The sequence below is a fragment of the Pseudomonas sp. JH-2 genome (assembly GCF_036231725.1).
GTDB lineage: Bacteria > Pseudomonadota > Gammaproteobacteria > Pseudomonadales > Pseudomonadaceae > Pseudomonas > Pseudomonas delhiensis.
Genome location: NZ_JAZAQP010000027.1, coordinates 42,658 through 64,872, shown reverse-complemented (window position 1 = coordinate 64,872; position 22,215 = coordinate 42,658). Strand labels below are relative to the sequence as shown.

Annotated in this window: 17 protein-coding genes; 11 read left to right on the top strand and 6 right to left on the bottom strand. The window is 68.2% G+C overall.

Annotated elements, in window-relative coordinates; genetic code table 11:
* Positions 1-157 precede the first annotated feature (157 nt).
* From sucC to VV867_RS18650, 4 genes are all read left to right on the top strand, one after another.
* Entirely contained in the window at positions 158-1,324 is a 1,167-nt protein-coding gene (gene sucC, locus VV867_RS18665) for an ADP-forming succinate--CoA ligase subunit beta (protein ID WP_074982642.1), read from the top strand.
* Positions 1,324-2,205 carry a succinate--CoA ligase subunit alpha gene (gene sucD, locus VV867_RS18660; RefSeq protein ID WP_074982640.1) on the top strand — a complete coding sequence of 294 codons (882 nt, stop codon included), beginning with the start codon at positions 1,324-1,326 and terminating at the stop codon, positions 2,203-2,205. The genes sucC and sucD overlap by 1 nt, the downstream gene beginning before the upstream one ends.
* 440 nt (positions 2,206-2,645) lie before the next feature.
* A complete protein-coding gene (gene brnQ, locus VV867_RS18655) occupies positions 2,646-3,953 on the top strand; it encodes a branched-chain amino acid transport system II carrier protein (RefSeq protein WP_109937131.1) in 1,308 nt (435 codons plus the stop codon).
* 616 nt (positions 3,954-4,569) lie between these two features.
* Entirely contained in the window at positions 4,570-5,316 is a 747-nt protein-coding gene (locus tag VV867_RS18650) for a DUF599 domain-containing protein (protein ID WP_328567242.1), read from the top strand.
* 49 nt (positions 5,317-5,365) lie between these two features.
* On the opposite strand, the gene VV867_RS18645 is transcribed toward VV867_RS18650, so the two are convergent.
* Positions 5,366-5,590, bottom strand: coding sequence for a hypothetical protein (locus VV867_RS18645; RefSeq protein ID WP_328567241.1), 225 nt, complete (start codon positions 5,588-5,590; stop codon positions 5,366-5,368).
* Positions 5,591-5,751: 161 nt separating this feature from the next.
* On the opposite strand from VV867_RS18645, the gene VV867_RS18640 reads away from it, so the two are divergent.
* From VV867_RS18640 to VV867_RS18620, 5 genes are all read left to right on the top strand, one after another.
* Positions 5,752-6,219, top strand: a complete 468-nt coding sequence (locus VV867_RS18640; RefSeq protein ID WP_275629765.1) for a PaaI family thioesterase — start codon at positions 5,752-5,754, stop codon at positions 6,217-6,219.
* Entirely contained in the window at positions 6,216-6,662 is a 447-nt protein-coding gene (locus VV867_RS18635) for a PaaI family thioesterase (RefSeq protein WP_089390398.1), read from the top strand. Before VV867_RS18640 ends, VV867_RS18635 begins: the two co-directional genes overlap by 4 nt.
* 13 nt (positions 6,663-6,675) lie before the next feature.
* On the top strand, positions 6,676-7,905 hold the full coding sequence (locus tag VV867_RS18630; protein WP_328567240.1) for an MFS transporter: 1,230 nt from the start codon (positions 6,676-6,678) through the stop codon (positions 7,903-7,905).
* Positions 7,906-8,003: 98 nt separating this feature from the next.
* Entirely contained in the window at positions 8,004-9,908 is a 1,905-nt protein-coding gene (gene htpG, locus VV867_RS18625) for a molecular chaperone HtpG (protein WP_328567239.1), read from the top strand.
* A 72-nt stretch (positions 9,909-9,980) separates the two neighbouring features.
* Positions 9,981-10,712: a dienelactone hydrolase family protein gene (locus VV867_RS18620; protein WP_109937137.1), complete on the top strand. Its 732-nt coding sequence runs from the start codon at positions 9,981-9,983 to the stop codon at positions 10,710-10,712.
* Positions 10,713-11,640: 928 nt separating this feature from the next.
* Here VV867_RS18620 and VV867_RS18615 read toward each other — a convergent pair.
* A complete protein-coding gene (locus tag VV867_RS18615; RefSeq protein ID WP_109935685.1) occupies positions 11,641-12,888 on the bottom strand; it encodes a sugar MFS transporter in 1,248 nt (415 codons plus the stop codon).
* A 41-nt stretch (positions 12,889-12,929) separates the two neighbouring features.
* Complete coding sequence (locus tag VV867_RS18610) at positions 12,930-13,796, bottom strand: pirin family protein (RefSeq protein WP_328567238.1); 867 nt, start codon at positions 13,794-13,796, stop codon at positions 12,930-12,932.
* A 460-nt stretch (positions 13,797-14,256) separates the two neighbouring features.
* Here VV867_RS18610 and VV867_RS18605 point away from each other — a divergent pair, with 460 nt between their 5' ends.
* Both VV867_RS18605 and VV867_RS18600 read left to right on the top strand, forming a co-directional pair.
* On the top strand, positions 14,257-16,230 hold the full coding sequence (locus VV867_RS18605) for a DUF1302 domain-containing protein (RefSeq protein ID WP_328567237.1): 1,974 nt from the start codon (positions 14,257-14,259) through the stop codon (positions 16,228-16,230).
* A gap of 23 nt (positions 16,231-16,253) precedes the next feature.
* Entirely contained in the window at positions 16,254-17,624 is a 1,371-nt protein-coding gene (locus VV867_RS18600; protein WP_425343542.1) for a DUF1329 domain-containing protein, read from the top strand.
* A gap of 407 nt (positions 17,625-18,031) precedes the next feature.
* Here VV867_RS18600 and VV867_RS18595 read toward each other — a convergent pair whose 3' ends face one another.
* From VV867_RS18595 to VV867_RS18585, 3 genes are read right to left on the bottom strand one after another with little or no spacing between them, the layout of a single operon-like run.
* Entirely contained in the window at positions 18,032-19,459 is a 1,428-nt protein-coding gene (locus VV867_RS18595; protein WP_328567236.1) for an efflux transporter outer membrane subunit, read from the bottom strand.
* Entirely contained in the window at positions 19,456-20,523 is a 1,068-nt protein-coding gene (locus VV867_RS18590) for an HlyD family secretion protein (RefSeq protein ID WP_109935690.1), read from the bottom strand. The genes VV867_RS18595 and VV867_RS18590 overlap by 4 nt, the downstream gene beginning before the upstream one ends.
* A gap of 17 nt (positions 20,524-20,540) precedes the next feature.
* Positions 20,541-22,112 carry an MFS transporter gene (locus VV867_RS18585; RefSeq protein ID WP_275629773.1) on the bottom strand — a complete coding sequence of 524 codons (1,572 nt, stop codon included), beginning with the start codon at positions 22,110-22,112 and terminating at the stop codon, positions 20,541-20,543.
* Positions 22,113-22,215 lie beyond the last annotated feature (103 nt).

Here is a 22,215-nt window from a genome sequence, read left to right as displayed (position 1 = left end):
TAGGACCACGGCGGGGCAGGGCGGCAGTCATTCGCGAGGGGCTGCCGCGACCATCCCGCCGGATTCCCGCCCGCAAGGGCGGGAGTCACAGGTGGTGCGGCGCCACGAGCGCTGCGCCGAATGCGCAATACCCAAGACGAAAAAACGGTAGACAAGCATGAATCTCCACGAGTATCAGGGTAAGCAGCTGTTCGCTGAGTACGGCCTGCCCGTATCCAAGGGCTATGCCGTCGACACACCCGAAGAGGCCGCAGAAGCCTGTGAGAAAATCGGTGGCACCGAGTGGGTCGTCAAAGCCCAGGTGCATGCCGGTGGCCGCGGTAAAGCGGGCGGTGTGAAGCTGGTCAAGAGCAAGGAGGACGCCAAGGCGTTCGCCGCCAACTGGCTGGGCAAGCGTCTGGTGACCTACCAGACTGACGCCAATGGCCAGCCGGTCAGCAAGATCCTGGTGGAATCCTGCACCGACATCGACAAGGAGCTGTACCTCGGCGCCGTTGTCGACCGTTCCAGCCGCCGTATCGTGTTCATGGCTTCCACCGAAGGTGGCGTGGACATCGAGAAGGTCGCCCACGACACTCCCGAGAAGATTCTCAAGGCTACCATCGACCCGCTGGTCGGCGCCCAGCCGTTCCAGGGCCGCGAGCTGGCCTTCCAGCTGGGCCTGAAGGGCGACCAGATCAAGCAGTTCACCCACATCTTCGTGGGCCTGGCCAAGCTGTTCCAGGACTACGACCTGGCGCTGCTGGAAGTGAACCCGCTGGTGATCAAGAAAGACGGCAACCTGCACTGCCTGGACGCCAAGATCAACATCGACTCCAACGCCCTGTACCGTCAGCCCAAGCTGCGCGCCATGCACGACCCGTCCCAGGACGACGCCCGTGAAGCCCATGCGCAGAAGTGGGAACTGAACTACGTCGCGCTGGAAGGCAACATCGGCTGCATGGTCAACGGCGCCGGCCTGGCCATGGGCACCATGGACATCGTCAACCTGCACGGCGGCAAGCCGGCCAACTTCCTCGACGTTGGCGGCGGCGCGACCAAAGAGCGCGTGACCGAAGCGTTCAAGATCATCCTCTCCGACAGCAACGTCGCTGCCGTCCTGGTGAACATCTTCGGCGGCATCGTCCGCTGCGACATGATCGCTGAAGGCATCATTGGCGCCGTGAAAGAAGTCGGCGTGAAAATCCCGGTTGTCGTTCGTCTGGAAGGCAACAACGCCGATCTCGGCGCCAAGGTCCTGGCCGAAAGCGGTCTGAACATCATCGCGGCGACCAGCCTGACCGACGCTGCCCAGCAAGTCGTCAAGGCCGCGGAGGGTAAGTAATGAGCGTCCTGATCAATAAAGACACCAAAGTCATCTGCCAGGGCTTCACCGGCTCGCAGGGTACCTTCCACTCCGAACAAGCCATCGCCTACGGCACCAAGATGGTTGGCGGCGTGACCCCCGGCAAGGGCGGCACCACCCACCTGGGCCTGCCGGTGTTCAACACCGTCAAGGAAGCCGTGGAAGCCACCGGTGCCGACGCATCGGTCATCTACGTTCCGGCTCCGTTCTGCAAGGACTCGATCCTGGAAGCGGCCTTCGGCGGCATCAAGCTGATCGTCTGCATCACCGAAGGCATCCCGACCATCGACATGCTGGAAGCCAAGGTCAAGTGCGACGAGCTGGGCGTACGCCTGATCGGCCCGAACTGCCCGGGCGTGATCACCCCCGGCGAGTGCAAGATCGGCATCATGCCGGGTCACATCCACCTGCCGGGCAAAGTGGGCATCGTGTCGCGTTCCGGCACCCTGACCTACGAAGCCGTGAAACAGACCACCGATGCCGGCTTCGGCCAGTCCACCTGCGTGGGCATCGGCGGCGACCCGATCCCGGGCTCCAACTTCATCGACATCCTGAAGCTGTTCCAGGAAGACCCGAAGACCGAAGCCATCGTCATGATCGGCGAGATCGGCGGTTCGGCTGAAGAAGAAGCCGCTGCCTACATCAAGGCCAACGTGACCAAGCCGGTGGTGTCCTACATCGCTGGCGTCACCGCACCGCCCGGCAAGCGCATGGGCCACGCCGGCGCCATCATCTCCGGCGGCAAGGGCACTGCGGACGAGAAGTTCGCCGCCCTGCAGGACGCCGGTGTGAAGACCGTGCGTTCCCTGGCCGACATCGGCAAGGCCCTGGCCGAGCTGACCGGCTGGGCGACCAAGTAAGCGTTTCGCTTACCTGAGCGTCCGCAAGAGGCCACCTTCGGGTGGCCTCTTGCATTGCCGCCTCGTCGCAAGAAGTGTCGTTCATGCGACACGCCCTTTCATCCCGCGGACGAGCTGACGTATGTCAGTGCAGTTCATCGGGATAGATCGTTAGGCTAGCAACTATCTCCAGCGTTGCGTTCCCCACAAGGGAAGGCGCGCTGACCGCCAGCTCCTACCCGGAGCGGCGGCGATTCCTGACCGTCAAGGATGGCGGGGCAACCAGAATGCAGGAGCATACGGGCCACGAGCTCATGGAAAACCTCTGCTATCGGACTACCAAGAACAATCTCCCGTACAGGCATGAACGCAGGCATCCCCGATGCGGCTGCGCCGTGCCCGTTCGGCCGTTGTGCCCTGGCAGGCCACGAAACCGTTTCAGCACTGTGGTATTCCCCTGAATGAACGTCTTGAAAGGCCAGGACATCCTGGCGCTCGGCTTTATGACCTTCGCCCTGTTCGTCGGGGCCGGCAACATCATCTTCCCGCCCATCGTCGGCCTGCACTCGGGCCCGCACGTATGGATGGCGGCCCTCGGCTTCCTGATCACCGCGGTCGGCCTGCCGGTCATCACCGTGGTCGCCCTGGCCAAGGTCGGCGGCGCCATGGACACCCTCAGCCACCCCATCGGGCGCGTCGCCGGCGGCCTGCTGGCGGCGGTCTGCTACCTCTCCGTGGGCCCGCTGTTCGCCACCCCGCGTACCGCCACCGTGTCCTTCGAAGTGGGCCTGGCGCCGTTGACCGGTGACGGCGCGCTGCCGCTGTTCCTCTACAGCCTGGTGTACTTCCTGGTGGTCCTGGTGATCTCGCTGTACCCGGGCAAGCTGCTGGACACCGTGGGCCGCTTCCTCGCCCCGCTGAAGATCATCGCCCTGGCGGCGCTGGGCATCGCCGCCTTCATGCTGCCGGCCGGCACCATCGGCCAAGCCGAGCCGAGCTACGAGCACGCAGCCTTCTCCCAGGGCTTCATCAACGGCTACCTGACCATGGACACCCTGGGCGCCCTGGTCTTCGGCATCGTCATCGTCAACGCCATCCGCTCCCGCGGCGTGCAGTCGCCGCGCCTGATCACCCGCTACGCGGTGATCGCCGGGCTGATCGCCGGGGTAGGGCTGGCGCTGGTGTACATCAGCCTGTTCCGCCTGGGCTCGGGCAGCCACGACATCGCCGCCGGCGCCAGCAATGGCGCGGCCGTGCTGCACGCCTACGTGCAACACACCTTCGGCTCCCTGGGCAGCGGCTTCCTCGCCGTGCTCATCGCCCTGGCCTGCCTGGTCACCGCCGTGGGCCTGACCTGCGCCTGCGCCGAGTACTTCTGCCGCATCCTGCCGCTGTCCTACCGCAGCCTGGTGGTGATCCTGGCCGGCTTCTCGCTGCTGGTGTCCAACCTCGGCCTGACCAAGCTGATCCAGTTCTCGGTGCCGGTGCTGACCGCCATCTACCCGCCGTGCATCGTGCTGGTGGCGCTGAGCTTCTGTGCCGGCCTGTGGAAGTCGCAGGCACGCATAGTCGCGCCGGTGATGGCGGTATCGCTGGCCTTCGGCATGGTCGACGCGCTCAAGGGCGCCGGCTTCAACCTGCCCCAGTGGCTGGCCCACCTGCCGCTGTCCGAGCAGGGCCTGGCCTGGCTGATCCCCTCGGTGGCCATGCTCGCCGTGATGGTGGTGGTCGACCGCCTGCTGGGCGAGCCCAGCGAAGCCGTGGCCTGACCCGGCCCGCCGAAACGAGAAAGACCGCCCACGAGGCGGTCTTTTTCGTTGTGCTGTCTTGCCCACTGTGCGAACCGGTTTTCGTAGGATGGGTTGAGCGAAACCCATGCGGCCACGGCGATGGGTATCGCTTCGCTCAACGCCATCCTACGGGACATCGTGTTTGTCTGTGGGGCGGGAGCGTAGGGCGCATAACCGTTCGCGGTTATCCGCCGTTGGCCGTGCCACCGGGGCATCCGGCGTGGCCGGTGAATCCAATCGCGGACGGAGTCCGCTCCTACGCCCGTGTTTCATCGGAACCGTAGGAGCAACTGTCTTGCAGGCCGTGCCGAGGTTGCTCTTCGTAGGAGCGAGCTTGCTCGCGAATAAGCCCCGCAGCGGAGCCTGTTCGCGAGCAAGCTCGCTCCTACGAGAAGCAGTGCCCGCCGGCAGGGTAGTAGCGGATTCATCCGCGATTCACGCGCAGGGCGTGCTCCTACAGGGTGTCATGGGACATTTCCGCAATCGGAAGCGATCACGTGTCTTCCCGCGAATATCCAGCGTCTATCTGCCGCGTTCTCCCGCCATTACCCCATCAACAGGCCGGGCCCGCCGACAGGGCCCGCCAAGGAAGACCATGACCGACGTCGTCGACCTCTTCGATATCCAGTACCTGTGGAACCTGCTGGCCATGCTCTGGTTCGCCCTCTGCTGGGTCGGCTATGCCCGCTACGCCAGCCACAGGGCCCGCGACACCGCGTGCCTGGCCAGCGTGCTGCACCTGTACCGCAAGGACTGGATGCGCCGCCTGCTGCTGCGTGACAACCGCGTGGCCGACGCCAGCGTGATCGGCAACCTGGAGCGCAACGCCTCGTTCTTCGCCTCCAGCACCCTGATCATCCTGGCCGGCATCCTCACCCTGCTGGGTTCGGCCGAGCGCACCGTGTCGCTGCTGGCCGACCTGCCTTTCGTGGCCTCGCCGACCCGTGGGCTGTCGGAGCTGAAGCTGCTGTGCCTGGCGGTGGTGTTCGTGTATGCCTTCTTCACCTTCAGCTGGTGCATGCGCCAGTACAACTTCGCCGCCGTGCTGGTGGGCTCGGCGCCGATGATCGGCGAGCGCCACGTCGGCGAGCAGGAGCGCAACGCCTTCGCCGAGCGCGCCGCGCGGGTGGTGTCCATGGCCGCGCACCAGTTCAACCAGGGCCTGCGTTCCTACTACTTCGGCCTGGCCATGCTGGCCTGGTTCATCAACCCGTGGATCTTCATGCTGGTCACCGCCGGGGTGGTCGGGGTGCTGTACCAGCGCGAGTTCCACTCCGACGTACTCAAGGTGATGGTGTTCACCCCCACGCCCCAGGCGGAGCCGGCGAAGGAGCCGGAGTGAAGAAACGACAAGGCCCGCGAATGCGGGCCTTGTGCGTTGTACGGGGAGCTTACTGTTGCTTCTGCTCCTCGTTGGACGGTGCCGGCGCGGTGTCCGGAGCCGGGGTGGTCGGCGCCGGAGCGGCTTCGTTGGCCGGCGGCGTGGTCGGCGCCGGGGTCGCCGGCTGCTCGGTGCTCGGCTCGGCCGGCGGGGCCTTGGGCTCTTCTTTCTTGTTGCAACCGGCCAGCGTCAGGCCTGCAACCAGCATCAGAGCGAAGGGAAGGGTTTTTTTCATCGTGGAGCCTCCATGTGCGGCGTTCCTGGTGTTAGCCCTTTGAGCTGAGGCTTGCCTCAGAAGTTCAACGCAAGTTTGCGCCGGCACTACGATTATTCACTGCAGAGCCCGTAGACGGCGGAGTATCATTCGCCATCGAGCATCCCGGGGCCCCGATCCGCATGACTGAAATGTCCATTCTAGAGCGCGCGCAACGCTTCCTCGCCGTCCTGCGCCATTGCCAGGTGCTGGGTATCGCGGCCCATGCCGCGGATGAAAAGGGCCTGACCCTGCGCCTGCCTTATAGCGAAGCGATCGTTGGCAACCCGGAAACCGGCGTGATCCACGGCGGCGCCATCACTTCCCTGATGGACACTACCTGCGGCATCTCGACGATCTGCGTGCTGCCGCAGTTCGAGATCTGCCCGACCCTCGACCTGCGCATCGACTACATGCACCCGGCCGAGCCGCACAAGGACATCTTCGGGTTCGCCGAGTGCTACCGCGTCACGCCCACCGTCATCTTCACCCGCGGCATCGCCTACCAGGACGACCCGCAGGAGCCCATCGCCCATGTGGTCGGCACCTTCATGCGCCTGGGCAAGGGCGCCGTCGGCGGCCCGGCGGGCGGCAAGGGGGAGGGCGCATGAGCACCCCGAACATCGAGAGTCTGCTGCGCCAGATGCACCAGGACAACGACTTCAGCCCGCTGCTGGAGATGATCCCCTACGCCCGGCTGATCGGCATCCGCTGCCTGCGCCTGGGCGAGGAGGTGATCTTCCACCTGCCGGCCAGCCGCGACAACATCGGCAACCCGACCCTGCCGGCGCTGCACGGCGGGGTGATCGCCGGCTTCATGGAACACGCGGCCATGCTGCACCTGCTGATGCTCATGGGCGTGCCGCACCTGCCGAAGATCATCGACTTCTCCGTCGACTACCTGCGCGCCGGGCACTTCCGCGACACCTACGCCCAGTGCCAGGTGTGGCGCCAGGGCCGGCGCGTGGCCAACGTCGCCATCACCGCCTGGCAGACCAGCCGCGCCGAGCCGATCGCCACCGCGCGGGCGCATTTCAAGGTCGACGGCGCCTGAGGCCCGGGGCGCGATGGACACGCTGCTGATCCTCGGCGGGCTGCTGCTGGCGCTGGCCGGCTACGCCTGGCTGGTCATGCTGGCATTCGAGCGCGGCCCGCTGTGGGGCCTGGCCTGCCTGCTGCCGCCCCTGGCGCCGGTGTTCCTGGCGCGGCACTGGGGCTTCGCGCGCAAGGCGCTGTTCCTCGGTGCCCTGGGCTGCATCCCCCTGGTCGTCGGCCTGGCCATGCTCGCCAGCCACGACAGCGCGCGGCTGGAAGCCATCCTCAGCCTGCAATGGCTGCGCAGCGGGCCCGTGGCGGCGCCGGAGCTGGACATCGCCCTGCGCGGTGAGCTCGACGGCCAGGCCTTCGCGCCGCAGCAGGCGGAACTGATCGACGGCGTGCTCAGCCTGCGCGAGGGCCAGGACTTCTATGCCCACCGCGAGGTGCGCATCCGCCTGCCGGCCCAGCCGCAGGGCGCGCTGCGCCTGGACGTGCTGCCGGACGACCGCGGGCCGCGGCCCGCGGTGGAGGTCAGCTGGCTGGCGCCGGGCGCCGACCTGCCCGAGGCCGTGCGCCTGGGCAGCGGCTACAGCCTGCACCTGGACCTGCGGCCCGAGGCGCCCAACCGCCTGCGTGGCGACTTCCACCTGGTACTGCCGACGGAGTACCACACCACCCTCAGCGGCCGCATCGAGCTGTACACCGACCGCCTGCGCTACCGCGACGGCCAGGTGGATACCCGTTTCGACTCCGCCGACACCCTGGCCTACGTCCTGCGCGACTATCTGCAGCGGCGCTTCCCGGACCGCCAGCTGGAACTGCCCGAGACGCGCCTGGAGCCCCTGGACCCGATCCTGCAGGTGCCGCTGGACTTCAGCCTGGACGGCGAGCCCCAGCACCTGGACCTGGAACTCAGGCGCAGCGCCAGCCGCGGCTGGACGGTGCGCGGCGACCGCTACCCGAAGCTGGCGCCGCGCGCCGAGGCCAGCGCTCCGGCGGCCGAACCCCAGCCCGTCGCGCCCCCGCCCGGCAACGCGGCGCGGCCGTTGAGCCTGGAGCGCCTGCAGGCCGAGCCGCAGCGCTACGTCAACCGCGGCATGCGCGTGACCACCGAGCGCGGACGCGTGGCCGAAGGCGTGTTCACCGGCCTCGACCCGAACGGCCGGGTGGTCATCCGCCACCTGCTCACCGGCGCCGGCCAGGCCAGCTACAGCCTGCGGCCCTCGGAGATCAGCGCCATCGAGTTGCTGCCGCAGTGACGCCCGTCGCGGCAAACCCTTGAAAAGCTTCAGGAAGCCCCCATCTCGCTGACATCCGCCGCCCGCTGCGGCTTTTGTCATCCTCGGAGCGAGAACCTATGAGCGTGGAGACGCAGAAAGAGACCCTGGGCTTTCAGACCGAAGTGAAGCAACTGCTTCACCTGATGATCCATTCCCTGTATTCGAACAAGGAAATCTTCCTCCGCGAACTGATTTCCAACGCCTCCGACGCGGCCGACAAGCTGCGCTTCGAGGCCCTGGCCAAGCCGGAACTGCTCGAAGGCGGCGCCGAACTGAAGATCCGCGTCAGCTTCGACAAGGACGCCAGGACCGTCACCCTCGAAGACAACGGCATCGGCATGAGCCGCGAGGAAGTGATCGCGCACCTGGGCACCATCGCCAAGTCCGGCACCGCCGACTTCCTGAAGAACCTGTCGGGCGACCAGAAGAAGGATTCGCACCTGATCGGCCAGTTCGGCGTGGGCTTCTACAGTGCCTTCATCGTCGCCGACAAGGTCGACGTGTTCAGCCGTCGCGCCGGCGCCCCGGCCAGCGAGGGCGTGCACTGGTCGTCGAAAGGCGAGGGCGACTTCGATGTCGCCACCATCGACAAGGCCGAGCGCGGCACCCGTATCGTCCTGCACCTGAAGGATGGCGAAGACGAGTTCGCCGATGGCTGGCGCCTGCGCAACGTCATCAAGAAGTACTCCGACCACATCGCCCTGCCCATCGAGCTGCCAAAGGAATTCCATGGCGAAGAGAAGGACAAGCCGGCCGAGCCGGAATGGGAAGTGGTCAACCGCGCCAGCGCCCTCTGGACCCGTCCGCGCACCGAGATCAAGGACGAGGAATACCAGGAGTTCTACAAGCACATCGCCCACGACTTCGAGAACCCGCTGAGCTGGAGCCACAACAAGGTCGAAGGCAAGCTGGAATACACCTCGCTGCTCTACGTGCCCGGCCGCGCCCCGTTCGACCTGTACCACCGCGAAGCCCCGCGCGGCCTGAAGCTGTACGTGCAGCGCGTGTTCATCATGGACCAGGCCGAGCAGTTCCTGCCGCTGTACCTGCGCTTCATCAAGGGCGTGGTCGACTCCAACGACCTGTCGCTGAACGTTTCCCGCGAGATCCTCCAGTCCGGCCCGGTGATCGACTCGATGAAGTCGGCGCTGACCAAGCGCGTGCTGGACATGCTGGAGAAGCTGGCGAGCAACGACGCCGAGGCCTACAAGGGCTTCTGGAAGAACTTCGGCCAGGTGCTCAAGGAAGGCCCGGCGGAAGACTTCGCCAACAAGGAGAAGATCGCCGGCCTGCTGCGCTTCTCGTCCACCAGCGACGAATCCGGCGAGCAGAGCGTGTCGCTGGCCGACTACCTGGGCCGGGTGAAGGAAGGCCAGGACAAGATCTACTACCTCACCGGCGAGAGCTACGCGCAGGTGAAGAACAGCCCGCACCTGGAAGTCTTCCGCAAGAAAGGCATCGAGGTCCTGCTGCTCACCGACCGCATCGACGAGTGGCTGATGAGCTACCTGTCGGACTTCGACGGCAAGGCCTTCGTCGACGTCGCCCGCGGCGACCTGGACCTGGGCAGCCTGGACTCGGAAGAGGACAAGAAGGCCCAGGAGGAAGTGGCCAAGGCCAAAGAGGGCCTGGTGGAGCGCCTGAAGGCTGCCCTCGGTGACGAAGTGGCCGAAGTGCGCGTGTCGCACCGCCTGACCGACTCGCCGGCGATCCTCGCCATCGGCGAGGCCGACCTCGGCCTGCAGATGCGCCAGATCCTCGAGGCCAGCGGGCAGAAGGTGCCGGAATCGAAGCCGATCTTCGAGTTCAACCCGGCCCACCCGCTGATCGAGAAGCTGGATGCGGAGTCGGACGAGGACCGCTTCGGCGAACTGGCGCACATCCTCTTCGACCAGGCCGCCCTGGCCGCCGGCGACAGCCTCAAGGACCCGGCCGCCTACGTGCGCCGGCTGAACAAGCTGCTGGTGGAACTTTCCGCCTGAGCCGGTAACCTCACACAAAGCCCGCCTACGCGGGCTTTGTGCTTTTCCTACTCCCACTGAAGGAAGTCACCCATGAGTCAGATCAGCGTCCAACCCGTCGCTTACGAAGTCGACGGTGTGTCCTTCGAAGGTCAGCTCGTCTTCGACGCCTCCAGCACCGTGCAGCGCCCCGGCCTGCTGATGGCGCCCAACTGGCTGGGTGTCAGCCAGGGCGCGCTGGACATCGCCCGCCAGGTCGCCGGCCACGGCTACGTGGTGCTGGTGGCCGACCTCTACGGCAAGGACGTGCGCCCCGACGGCCCGGAACAGGCCGGCGCCGCCATGATGCCGCTGAAGAACGACCGCGCTGCCCTGCGCCGCCGCATGCAGGGGGCCTTCAAGGCACTGCAGGCCCAGGCCGGCAAGGCACCGCTCGACAGCGCCAGGCTGGCCGCCTTCGGCTTCTGCTTCGGCGGCTGCTGCGCCCTGGACCTGGCCCGCGACGGCGCGCCGCTGGCCGCGGCGGTGTCCTTCCACGGCACCCTGGATTCGCCCAACCCGGCGGATGCGAAGAACATCAAGGGCTCGGTGCTGGTCCTCGACGGCGCCATCGACCCGCTGGTGCCGCGCGAGCAACTGGCCGACTTCGCCAGGGAAATGAACGACGCCGGCGTGGACTGGGCCCTGACCAGCTACGGCGGCGCGGCGCACTCCTTCACCGACCCGCAGGCGCAGATCCCGGGCAAGATGCAGTACGACGCCAAGGTGGCCCGCCGGGCGTTCCAGGCGATGTACGACCTGCTGGACGAGAAGTTCGGCGAATAAGCGCCGGTATAGTTGGTAGGGCGCATAACGCCTACGGCGTTATCCGCCAAATCGCGGACAGAGTCCGCTCCTACGGTTTCAGGAAGCACGGACGTAGGAGCAACTGTCTTGCGGCCCGCGCCGAAATGCTCTTCGTAGGAGCGAGCTTGCTCGCGAACAAACCCCGCTGCGAAGTCCGTTCGCGAGCAAGCTCGCTCCTACAGGTTGCCGGAAGGTGTGGCATTTCCCTGTAGGAGCGGACTTTGTCCGCGATTGGATTCACCCGCCACGCCGGACACCCCGATGGCACGGCCAACGGCGGATAACCGCGAACGGCTATTCGCCCTACGGTCGACTGCCTCCGCCACGCGGAACCATCCGGTGGCACGGTCGTAGGAGCGGACTCCGTCCGCGATTGGTTCCCGGCCGCGCGAGACGTCCGGCATGGGTATTCCGCCCTGCGGGGGCCGGACGGCACCACCCTGTAGGAGCGGGCCCTGCCCGCGATTTCGCGCGCAGGGCGCGCTCCTACAGTGGAATGGCGTGGGTGGGCGGCGTAGGACTCCGTCCGCGATTGGATTCACCGGCCATGCCGGACGCCCAGGTGGCGCGGCCAACGGCGGATAACCGCGAACGGTTATTCGCCCTACGAGTTTGCCGGCTGACTCTGCATCATCCGCCCACGCCGAACGGCCCCCTCTCCCTTCAGGGCGGGCCGCGTAGGCGAGGGTTGGGGAGAGGGTGACGGACTTCGCCCAGGCACCTCTGCCACCCCTGACGCCTCACCCCCTCCCTAACCCTCCCCCGCAAGCGGGAGAGGGAACCGTTCGGTGTGATGCGAAACCCCGAAGCTCCCGGGCTCCCCGTAGGGCGCATAACGCCTATGGCGTTATCCGCCGTTTGCGTCGCGCATCGGCCAACGGCGGATAACCACGCACGATCATCCGCCCTACGGTTGCGCCAACCGCGTCGCCCTGGCCTCGTCCGCCCGGTAGCCGCGGGCGCCGAACCAGCAGATGTACAGGTAGCACACCAGCGGAATGGCGAAGGAATGCAGCAGGCCGATGTGGTCGGCGAAGAAGCCCTGCACCAGCGGCACCAGGGCGCCGCCGACGATGGCCATGCACAGCAGGCCCGAGCCCTTGCTGGTCAGGTTGCCCAGGCCTTCCAGGGCCAGGGAGAAGATGGTCGGGAACATGATCGAGTTGAACAGGCCGATGAGGATCAGCGCCCACATCGCCACGTGGCCGCCCACACCGATGGCCACCGCCAGCAGCACGGCGTTGGTCACCGCGTTGAAGGCCAGGATGCGGTTGGGGCGGATGCTGCGCATCAGCACGCTGCCGATGAAGCGGCCGACCATGGCGCCGCCCCAGTACAGCGAGAGGAACTTGCTGGCCTGCTCGCCGGGCAGGCCGGCGATGTCCGGCTGGCCCATCAGGCTGACCAGGTAGCTGCCGATGGCCACCTCGGCGCCGACGTAGGCGAAGATGCCGACCACCCCGAATATCAGATGCCGGTGGGCGAGCAGCGAATGCCTGCCGGCGGCCGCGCCGTCGCTGGGCGCGTCGTGGGTGATCTGCGGCAGGCGGAACAGGCCGATCAGCACGGCGATGGCGAACAGCAGGGCGGCCAGCACCAGGTAGGGCGTCTTCACCGAGTCGGCCTCGGCGGCGGCGCTGCCCAGCCCGCTGGCGGCGCCGGCGCCGATGGCGAGGATGGTCACCGAGCCCACCAGCGGGCCGACGGTGGTGCCCAGGGAGTTGAAGGCCTGGGTCATGTTCAGCCGGCTGGCGGCCGACTGCGGGCTGCCGAGCACGGTGACGTAGGGGTTGGCCGCCACCTGCAGCAGGGTGATACCCGAGGCCAGGATGAACAGCGCGGCGAGGAACGCCGGGTAGGACTGCGCGCCAGCTGCCGGCAGGAACAGCAAGCAGCCGAAGCCTGCAGTGACCAGGCCGAGGATGATCCCGCGCTTGTAGCCCAGGCGCTCGACCAGGCGGCCGGCCGGGAAGGACATGACGAAGTAGGCGGTGAAGAAGCTGAACTGCACCAGCGACGCCTGCACGTAGTTGAGGGTGAACACCGCCTTCAGGTGCGGCACCAGCACGTCGTTCAGCGAGGTGATCAGGCCCCACATGAAGAAGAGCACGGTGAGCACCGTGAGTGCGCTGGCGTGACGATTCTGCTCTGGCATGGCAGCTCCAGGTCGTGGAGGGAAAGGGGGAGGGCCGCGGCTCAGCGCGGCAGCTCGATGCGCTCGCTTTCGCCGGGCACCTTCGGCCAGTCGCCGGCGGCCCAGCGCCGGCGGGCGTCGTCGATCAGCGCGGGGTCGCTGGCGACGAAGTTCCAGTTCATCCGCCGCGGGCCGTCCAGCGGCGCGCCGCCGATGAGCACCGCGCGGCAGTCGGCGCAGGCGCTCAGCACCGGGCTTTCGCCCTCGGGCAGGACCAGCAGCTGGCGCAGCGGCACGGGGTCGTCGTCCAGCAGGGCCTCGCCCTCCAGCAGGTAGAGCGCCCGTTGCGGATGCTCGGGCGGCAGCGTCAGGGTGCTGCCGGCGACCATCCCGATGTCGGCATACAGCGTCGGCGACAGCACCGGCACCGGCGAGGCCAGGCAGAAGCCGCTGCCGGCGATCAGGCGGATGCGCACGCCCAGGCTCTCGCTCTGCGGCAGGCTGGCCACGGGGTGGTGGCTGTAGCTCGGCTCGCGGCCTTCCTCGGCCTGCGGCAGGGCCAGCCAGAGCTGCAGCCCGTGCAGGCGCGAACCGCGCTCGCGCAGGGCCTGCGGGGTGCGTTCGACGTGGGCGACGCCGCGCCCGGCGGTCATCCAGCTGACGTCGCCGGGTAGCACCAACTGGTCCGAGCCCAGGCTGTCCTTGTGCTGCACCTGGCCTTCGAACAGGTAGGTGAGGGTGGACAGGCCGATGTGCGGGTGCTGGTTGATGTTCATGCCCTGGCCCGGCGCGAAGTCGGTGGCCAGCATGTGGTCGAAGAACACGAAGGGGCCGATGCTGCGGAACTGCGCGGAGGGCAGGGCACGCAGGATGGGCATGCCCTCGACCTCGTCGGCGTGGGGGCGGATGGCGAAGGGGGCGGCGGTCATGGCGAGGCTTCCGGTGGGCTATGGCCATAGGATAGCCGCTCGCCGCCGCACCGCTGCGCCTGGGCGCGGGCCGGCACCGCCCGTACCTTTCGGTCGCCGACGGCCTGCCGTGGTCGTCCCAATGGTCAGATTTGTGAGTCGCAGTGGCGCGACCTGTCATTGCGGAGCCTTCGTTGCCTGAAGTCCAATCCGTCTGGATCGCGCTTTCGTGCGATGGCCGGCGGCATGGGCGTTCATGCTTTCGGGTTGGCAAGTGGGGAAACAGTTTGTTACCTTGCTTGCACGATAGTGCCAAAATCCGCGTGCAGGGGATTCGCCAGAGGAGCCAGCGGGCGCCGGCAAGCGCCACTGTGGAGCTGTACTGCTGGGCCACTGGCCAGCAGCCGAGAAACGAATAAGAACAGCGCCGGACGCAATGCCCGGGGCGATAAATCTTGGCCGTCATGGAGGTAATGCTTCGATGAACCGTCGTACGTGCATCGAAAGGGGTTGGGGCTGCCAGGCGTTCTGGGCGCCCAGGCGAGCCGGCGCGCTCATGGGGCTGCTGCCGTTGCTGGTGGCGGGCAGTGCCCAGGCCGTCGAATTCAGCTTCGCCGACAACCAGCTCACCGGCTCGCTGGACAGTACCCTGTCGTATGGCGCCATGTGGCGCGTGCAGGGCCGCGGGACCGAGAACATAGACGACATCAACACCGACGACGGCAACCGCAACTTCGACAAGGGCCTGGTCTCCCAGGTGTTCAAGATCACCTCGGACCTCTCGGCCAAGTACCAGAACTACGGCCTGTTCATGCGTGGCACCGCCTACTATGACACGCAGATCATGGACAAGCGCAACGACTACCTGAGCACCACCGACGGCGTCGAGCGCCCCAGCCAGTCCTACCCCGACGACGACCGCTTCACCCAGGACACCCGCCATATAGCCGGGCGCAAGGCCGAGCTGCTCGACGCCTACCTCTCGGGCGACTGGGACGTCGCCGAGCACCCGGTCACCGGGCGCGTCGGCCGCCAGGTGCTGAACTGGGGCGAGAGCACCTTCTACCGCGGTGGCATCAACACCATCAACCCGGTGGACGCCTCGCGCTTCCACCTGCCGGGCTCGGAGCTCAAGGAAGTGCTGGTGCCGGTGGAGGCGCTGAGCTTCAACCTCGGGTTGAGCGACAACCTGTCGATGGAAAGCTACTACCAGTGGAAGTGGAAGGAGACGCGCCTGGACCCGGTGGGCACCTACTTCTCCGACACCGACCTGTTCGCCGACGGCGGTGACATCGCCTACACCACCGAGGACAGCCCGGAGTTCAAGCAGCTGCTGGCCGGCTACCCGCTGGTGGCCGGGCTCGGCCTGCTCGGCAATGGCCCGGCCGGCCCGAACGCCTACCTGAACCCCAACACCGGCACCTTCAAGGTGGCCAGCGTCGGCAAGGACCTCGACGCCCGCGACAGCGGCGAATACGGCGTGGCCTTCCGCTACATCGCCGAGCAGCTCAACTCCACCGAGTTCGGCCTGTACTTCGTCAACTACCACGCCAAGGAACCCCAGGTGGCGGTGGACCTGCGCAGCTACCAGGGCGCCGACATCGCCGCCCTCAACGGCGTGCTCGGCCCGCTGGGCCTGGGCGAGGCGGTGCCCGGCCTGGCCACCCTGGACCTGGCCAGCAACGCCCAGGCGCGGCGCGACTACGTCGAAGACATCCGCATGTACGGCTTCAGCTTCAACACCACCCTGGGCGACGCCTCGGTGGCCGGCGAGCTGGCCTACCGGCCGAACATGCCGATCAGCATCTCGGCCACCAACGACCTGCTCGGCGACCTGCTGACCCAGGGCGTGCTCGGCCTGACCAACCTCTACGACGCCAACACCCCGGCCGACCAGGCCTGCGCGGCGGTGTCCGGCAAGCAACTGTGCCGTGGCTCGCTGTTCCAGAACTACGAGCGCGCCGAGACCTACAACGCCTCGCTGACCGGCATCTACAACTTCGGCCCGCACATGACCTTCGACTCGGTGGTGGGCGTGGCCGAGGTCGCCGGCGAGTTCATCCGCGGCAGCAGCCTGGAATACACCGCCTGGGACGGCAGCAAGCGCAAATTCGTCGGCGCCCAGGACAAGTCCTACGTCGGCGGCTCCGACGACGGCGACCAGATCAGCCGCGACAGCTACGGCTACACCCTGCTGCTCAGCGGCACCTGGAACGACGTGTTCGCCGGCGTGAAGCTCAGCCCCTACGTGGTCTACCAGGACGACTTCAAGGGCAACTCGGACCGCACCGGCAACTTCATCGAAGGGCGCAAGGCCTACACCCTGGGCGCCGACGCCACCTACCTGAACAGCTTCCAGGTGGGCATGCAGTACACCAACTACTACGGCGCCGGGGTGAACAACTCCATGCGTGACCGCGACAACGTCTCGGTCAGCGCCAAGTACTCGTTCTGATCAGCCAGGTGATGGAGACTCGCATGATCGCCAAGAAACCCATGATCGCGCTGCTGGCCCTGGCGGCCCTGGCGGCGACCGATGCCCGCGCGGCGGTGAGCGCCGACCAGGCCGCGCAGCTCAAGAGCAGCCTGACCCCCCTGGGCGCCGAGAAGGCCGGCAACGCCGCCGGCACCATCCCCGCCTGGAGCGGCGGCCTGACCCAGGCCCCGGCCGGCTACAAGGGCCCGGGCAGCCACCACGTCGACCCCTTCGCCGGCGACAAGCCGCAGTTCACCATCACCAAGGCCAACCTGGAGCAGTACAAGGCGCACCTGACCCCCGGCCAGGTCGCCCTGTTCAACACCTACCCGGACAGCTTCCAGATGCCGGTGTACCAGACCCGCCGCAGCGGCGCGGCGCCGCAGTGGGTGTACGACAACACCTTCAGGAATGCCACCAGCGGCAAGCTGGTGGAAGGCGGCAACGGCTTCGCCGACGCCTACGGCGGGGTGCCGTTCCCGATTCCGCAGAGCGGCCTGGAAGCGCTGTGGAACCACATCGCCCGCTACCGCGGCAGCTACATCGAGCGGCGCTCGGCGCAGACCGGCGTGCAGCGCAACGGCGCCTACTCGCTGGTCACCAGCCAGGACGCCGCGCTGTTCCGCTTCTACGACCCCAAGGGCAGCTTCGACCAGTTGGGCAACACCCTGTTCTACTACATGACCTTCACCACCGCCCCGGCGCGCCTGGCGGGCGAGGGCGCGCTGGTGCAGGAGACCCTCGACCAGGTCAAGGAACCGCGCCAGGCCTGGGGCTACAGCCCCGGCCAACGCCGCGTGCGGCGCGCGCCGACGCTGGCCTACGACACCCCGATCGAGGACTCCGACGGCCTGCGCACCGCCGACGACACCGACATGTATAACGGCGCGCCGGACCGCTACAACTGGACTCTGGTAGGCAAGAAGGAGATCTACATCCCCTACAACAACTATCGGGTCACCAGCCCCGAGGTGAAATACAAGGACCTGCTCACCCCCAGCCACATCAACCCGAAATACACCCGCTACGAACTGCACCGGGTGTGGGTGGTGGAAGGCAAGCTCAAGCCCGGCGCGCGGCACATCTACAGCAAGCGCACCCTGTACCTCGACGAGGATAGCTGGGGTGCGGCGGTGGTCGACCAGTACGACGGCCGCGGCGAGCTGTGGCGCGTCTCCATGGCCTACCTGAAGAACTTCTACGAGCAGCCCATGGTCTGGACCGCCCTGGACACCTTCCACGACCTGCAGTCGCGCCGCTACAGCGTGCAGTGGCTGGACAACGAGGAGCCCGGCACCGCCGACTTCAGCAAGCCGGCCCCGGACGTGGCCGAGTTCAGCCCGGCGGCGCTGCGGAGGAAGGCCTCGCGCTAGGGCTCTTCGTAGGAGCGAGGGGGACGCCTAGTTCTTGCTCGCGAATGGAGTTTCCCGGAGGCTGCGGTGTCTCGGGTTGACTCCGCTCCCTCTCCCTAACCCTCGGCTGCGCGCCCCGCCCTGAAGGGAGAGGGGACCGTTCGGAGCTGGGCGATAGTCAAGCGTCAGCCGGTAATTACAGGAGTACTCTGTTATTTCAGCTGGCAGAGGACTAGCCCCCTCTCCCTTCAGGGAGAGGGCTGGGGAGAGGGTGCTCTCGCATCGCACAACCCCCCCGGCAAGCGTAGGGCGTACAACCGTTCGCGGTTGTACGCCGTTACACCCATCTCGCTCCCGGCTTCGAGGCCGAGGCCGGAGCTGCGTGGGGCCAAGGTCAGGCGGCGAATAACCGCGAACGGTTATTCGCCCTACGATCCCGCGGGCTCCTGCTCCCAGCCGCCACCCAACGCCTTATAAAGCAGCGCCAGATTCACCCCCACCGCCTCGCTACTGCGCACCTGGCGTTCCTCGCTGGCCAGCAGCTCGCGCTGGGCGCTCAGCACGTTGAGGAAGTCCACCGCGCCGGCCTTGTACTGCTCGCGCGCATTGGCCAGGGCCGTGCGGCCGTGTTCCACCGCCTCGTCCAGGGCCGCCAGCTCGCGCTGGTCGGCGGCGTAGTCGTTGAGCGCGTCGTCCACCTCGCGCCAGGCGTTGAGCACCGTGCGCCGGTAGGCGATGGCCGCTTCCTGCTGCTGCGCCTCGCGCAGGGCGAGCGTGCCCTTCAGCCGGCCGCCCTCGAAGATCGGCAGGTGCAGGCTGGGGCCGATGCCGAAGGTGCGGCTGTTCCAGTCGCCGAAATTGGCCAGTTGCAGGGCCTGGAAGCCGAAGTCGCCATTGAGGCTGATGCGCGGGTAGAAGTCCGCCCGGGCCACGCCGATGCTGGCGGTGGCTGCGTGCAACATGGCCTCGGCCTGGCGGATGTCCGGGCGGCGCCGGGCCAGCTCCGCGGGCAGGCCTACCGGCACCGCTTGCGGCGGGCGCGGGATGGGCCTGGCCTGCGCCAGCTCGCCGGCCAGGGCGCCGGGTTCCTCGCCGAGCAGGTAGGCCAGGGCGTTGAGCAGGCGCGCCTGGCGCTTCTGGCTGCCGGGCAGCTGCGACTCGATCACCGCCACCTGGGCCTTGGCCTCGGCGACGTCCAGCTCGGTGGCCACGCCCTCGGCGCGGCGCAGCTGGGTCAGCTCCAGGCTGTGCCGGGCGATCTCCAGGTTGCCGCGCAGGATTGCCTCGCGGCCCTGTTCGCCGCGCAGCTGCACGTAGTCGCGGGCGCTTTCGGCCAGTACCGCCACCAGCACGTCATGGCGGCTTTCCTCGCTGGCCCGCACCTGCGCGTCGGCGGCCTCCAGCTCGCGGCGCACGCGGCCCCACAGGTCCAGCTCCCAGGACAGGGTGAAGCCGGCGTCGAGCTGGTTGAAGTTGTGCCGGCCGCCCTCGCCGGACGGGTCGGACAGGCCCACCTCGCTGTTGCGCTGGCGGGCGTAGCCGGCGTTGCCGTCTACCTGCGGTACGGCATCGGCGCCCAGCGCCTGGCGGATTGCCCGGCTCTGCTCCAGGCGCGCGGCGGCGGCCTGCAGGTCGAGGTTGCCGGCGGCCACGCGGGCCTGCAGGCGGTCCAGCTGCGGGTCGTCGAACAGGCGCCACCAGCGGCTTTCCACGGCGCCGTCGGCGGGGCGGCTGGCGACGTCGTCGCCCTTGGCGTTCCAGGCGGCCGGCGCCTGGGCGTCGGGCCGGCGGAAGTCCGGGCCGAGCGTGCAGGCGCCCAGGGCCAGGCAGGCGAGCAGGAGCGGGGCGTGCTTCATTGCGCGGCCACCCGTTCGCCGCCGGCGGACGCGGTGTCGATGCTGGCGACCACCGACATGCCCACGCGCAGGCGGGCCAGCAGCGCCTGGTCCGGTTCCAGGACGATCTTCACCGGGATGCGCTGCACCACCTTGGTGAAGTTGCCGGTGGCGTTGTCCGGGGCGATGGGCGCGAAGCTCAGGCCGGTGGCCGGGGCAATGCTGTCGACGTGGCCGCGCAGCACCGCGCCGGGGAAGGTGTCGACGCGCACGCTGACGGCCTGGCCGGGGCGCACCTCGGTGAGCTGGGTTTCCTGGAAGTTGCCGACCACGTAGGCCTGCTGCAGCGGCACCACCGCCAGCAGCGGGCTGCCCGGGGTGACGTAGGCGCCAACGCGCACGCCGCGGCGGCCGACCATGCCGTCGAAGGGCGCGCGGATCTCGCAGTAGGACAGGTTCAGCTGCGCCTGCTCGAGCTGCGCCTGGGTGCGCTGCACCGCGCTCTGCGCCTCCATCTGTTGGGCCTGCAGCACTTCCAGCTGCTTGCGTGCGGCCAGGTGGGCGGCGCGGGCCTTGTCCAGGGCGGCCTGGGCGTTGTCCAGGCGCGAGCGCGCCTGCTGGGCGTTCTGCAGGGTACCAGCGCCCCGGCTGGCGAGGCTCTGGTAGCGCTCCAGTTCCTGGCGGGCGAAGCGCTGGCTGGCCTGGTCGGCCTCGACCTGGGCGGCGCTCTGGGCGATCACCGCCTGCTGGCGCTCCAGGTCGGCGCCGACGTGGCGCAGGCGCGCCCGCGCCGAGAGCAGGTCGGCCTCGGCGGCGGCCAGCGCGGCCCGGTAGTCGCGCGCATCGATGCGCGCCAGCAACTGGCCGGCCTTCACCGGCTGGTTGTCTTCCACCCGCACGCTTTCCACGGTGCCGGCGACCTTGGGCGCCACCAGGGTGAAGTCGGCATGCACGTAGGCATCGTCGGTGCTCTGTTCGCGCTCCGGGCCGAGCAGGCGCAACAGCAGCCAGGCCAGGGCGGCGAGCAGCACGACCGCGGCCAGCAGCAGGCTGGCGCGGCGGGGGGTGAGGGCGGTCTTGGACATGGTGTCTTTTCCGGATTTCAGTGAACGGGGGCGACCGGGCGCGGCGGGTAGACCCGCAGCGGCATCACGGCGATCAGCGGGAGCAGGGCGGCGGCCAGCCAGGCCATGCACCAGAGGGTGTCGGCGGCGGCCAGCACGCTGGCCTGGCCGTGGACCTGGGCGGCCAGGCGCGGCAGCTCGCCGTCGAGCTGCCCGAGGCGCAGGTCCAGGGCCTGGGGCGCGGTTCCGAGGTGGTCGACCAGGCGGTTGGAGTGGTAGTGCTCGCGCCAGGTCATGAGGATGCCCACCAGGCTGCTGCCGACCACCGAGGCGAAGGCCCGCACGCTGTTGAACCAGGCCGAGGCGAAGGGCCCTTCGATGGGCGCCACCACACTGGTGGCGGACATCAGCAGTGGCACCACCGCCATGGGCTGGCCAACGATCTGCAGGCTGAGCAGCAGGTAGAAGTTGTCCCGCGTCCAGTCGCTGGTCAGCTGGCTCATGCCGTAGGCGGAGAGGCCGCACAGGGCGATGCCGATGGCCAGCACCCAGCGGCAGTCGACGCGGGGGATGTTGCACAGCCCGGCCACCAGCGGCAGCGTCAGCAGCTGCGGCAGGGCCACCAGCAGGGCCATGGGCGCGCTCTGCAGCGGGCGGTAGCCGTGGGCGGCGGCCAGGTACGAGGCCGGCACGCCGGCGCAGGCGCCGAGCACCACCAGGATGCCGCCGAGGGTCAGCAGCGAGTGGCTGAGGTTGCGCCGCTTGAGCAGGTCCAGGCGGAAGAACGGCAGCGGGTGCGTCCATTCGTTGAGGAAGAAGGCCACCAGCAGCGCTGTGCCGCCCACTACCAGCAGGGTGGCCAGGTCGGACTCGAACCAGTCCAGGCGCTCGCCCTGCAGCAGGCCCAGCACCAGCATGAGGATGCCCGGCAGGCCGAGGGCCACGCCTATCCAGTCGAACTGGCGGAAGCGTTCCAGGCGCGGCGGGTCCTGGGGGATGCCCCAGGCCACCGCGGCCAGGGCGAAGGCGCACAGCGGGATGACCTGCCAGAACACCCACTGCCAGCCGACGTACTCGGTCCACAGCGCCGCCAGCGGCATGCCCAGGTTGGGCGCGAAGGTGGCGGTCAGGGCATAGGCGCCCAGGCCGTAGAGCTTGATGCCCGGCGGCAGGAAGCGCAGCGCCACGGTCATCAGCATCGGCGGCAGGCAGCCGCCGGCCAGGCCCTGCAGGGCACGCAGCAGGTACAGCGTCTGCACGTTGGGGGCGAAGGGGCAGAGCAGCGCCAGCAGGGCGAAGGCGACGATGGCGCCGAGGGTGAAACGGCGCAGCGAGAAGGTCACCGAGAACCAGGGCGCGAAGGCCATGGCGGCGACCTGGAAGGCGGCGTACAGCGCCAGCAGCCAGGTGCCTTCGTCGTGGCCGATGGCGAGTGCCCCGCGCACGTCGGTCATCGCCAGGTCGGTGACCTTGTCGTTGAGCCCGGCGCTGAGCGAGGCGACCAGCACGCCGAGCATGCCCACCAGGATGCGCGGGCCGAAGGGCTGCGCGGCGGGCCTGGCCGGCTGGGCGGCGGACGGGTTGGCGAGCGGTGTGAGGGCGGCGGTCATGGCCGGGCCTCGCGAAGGAGGCCGCGGGTCGCGCACGGGGTCGGGCAAGGCATGGCGTCACTGGATTCTGGTGTTTGGCCCAGTCTAGGGAGCGCCGATCAGT

Coding starts and splice junctions, on each gene's coding strand:
- sucC (WP_074982642.1), top strand. CDS start 158: ATGAATCTCCACGAGTATCAGGGTAAGCAGCTGTTCGCTGAGTACGGC.
- sucD (WP_074982640.1), top strand. CDS start 1,324: ATGAGCGTCCTGATCAATAAAGACACCAAAGTCATCTGCCAGGGCTTC.
- brnQ (WP_109937131.1), top strand. CDS start 2,646: ATGAACGTCTTGAAAGGCCAGGACATCCTGGCGCTCGGCTTTATGACC.
- VV867_RS18650 (WP_328567242.1), top strand. CDS start 4,570: ATGACCGACGTCGTCGACCTCTTCGATATCCAGTACCTGTGGAACCTG.
- VV867_RS18645 (WP_328567241.1), bottom strand. CDS start 5,590: ATGAAAAAAACCCTTCCCTTCGCTCTGATGCTGGTTGCAGGCCTGACG.
- VV867_RS18640 (WP_275629765.1), top strand. CDS start 5,752: ATGACTGAAATGTCCATTCTAGAGCGCGCGCAACGCTTCCTCGCCGTC.
- VV867_RS18635 (WP_089390398.1), top strand. CDS start 6,216: ATGAGCACCCCGAACATCGAGAGTCTGCTGCGCCAGATGCACCAGGAC.
- VV867_RS18630 (WP_328567240.1), top strand. CDS start 6,676: ATGGACACGCTGCTGATCCTCGGCGGGCTGCTGCTGGCGCTGGCCGGC.
- htpG (WP_328567239.1), top strand. CDS start 8,004: ATGAGCGTGGAGACGCAGAAAGAGACCCTGGGCTTTCAGACCGAAGTG.
- VV867_RS18620 (WP_109937137.1), top strand. CDS start 9,981: ATGAGTCAGATCAGCGTCCAACCCGTCGCTTACGAAGTCGACGGTGTG.
- VV867_RS18615 (WP_109935685.1), bottom strand. CDS start 12,888: ATGCCAGAGCAGAATCGTCACGCCAGCGCACTCACGGTGCTCACCGTG.
- VV867_RS18610 (WP_328567238.1), bottom strand. CDS start 13,796: ATGACCGCCGCCCCCTTCGCCATCCGCCCCCACGCCGACGAGGTCGAG.
- VV867_RS18605 (WP_328567237.1), top strand. CDS start 14,257: ATGAACCGTCGTACGTGCATCGAAAGGGGTTGGGGCTGCCAGGCGTTC.
- VV867_RS18600 (WP_425343542.1), top strand. CDS start 16,254: ATGATCGCCAAGAAACCCATGATCGCGCTGCTGGCCCTGGCGGCCCTG.
- VV867_RS18595 (WP_328567236.1), bottom strand. CDS start 19,459: ATGAAGCACGCCCCGCTCCTGCTCGCCTGCCTGGCCCTGGGCGCCTGC.
- VV867_RS18590 (WP_109935690.1), bottom strand. CDS start 20,523: ATGTCCAAGACCGCCCTCACCCCCCGCCGCGCCAGCCTGCTGCTGGCC.
- VV867_RS18585 (WP_275629773.1), bottom strand. CDS start 22,112: ATGACCGCCGCCCTCACACCGCTCGCCAACCCGTCCGCCGCCCAGCCG.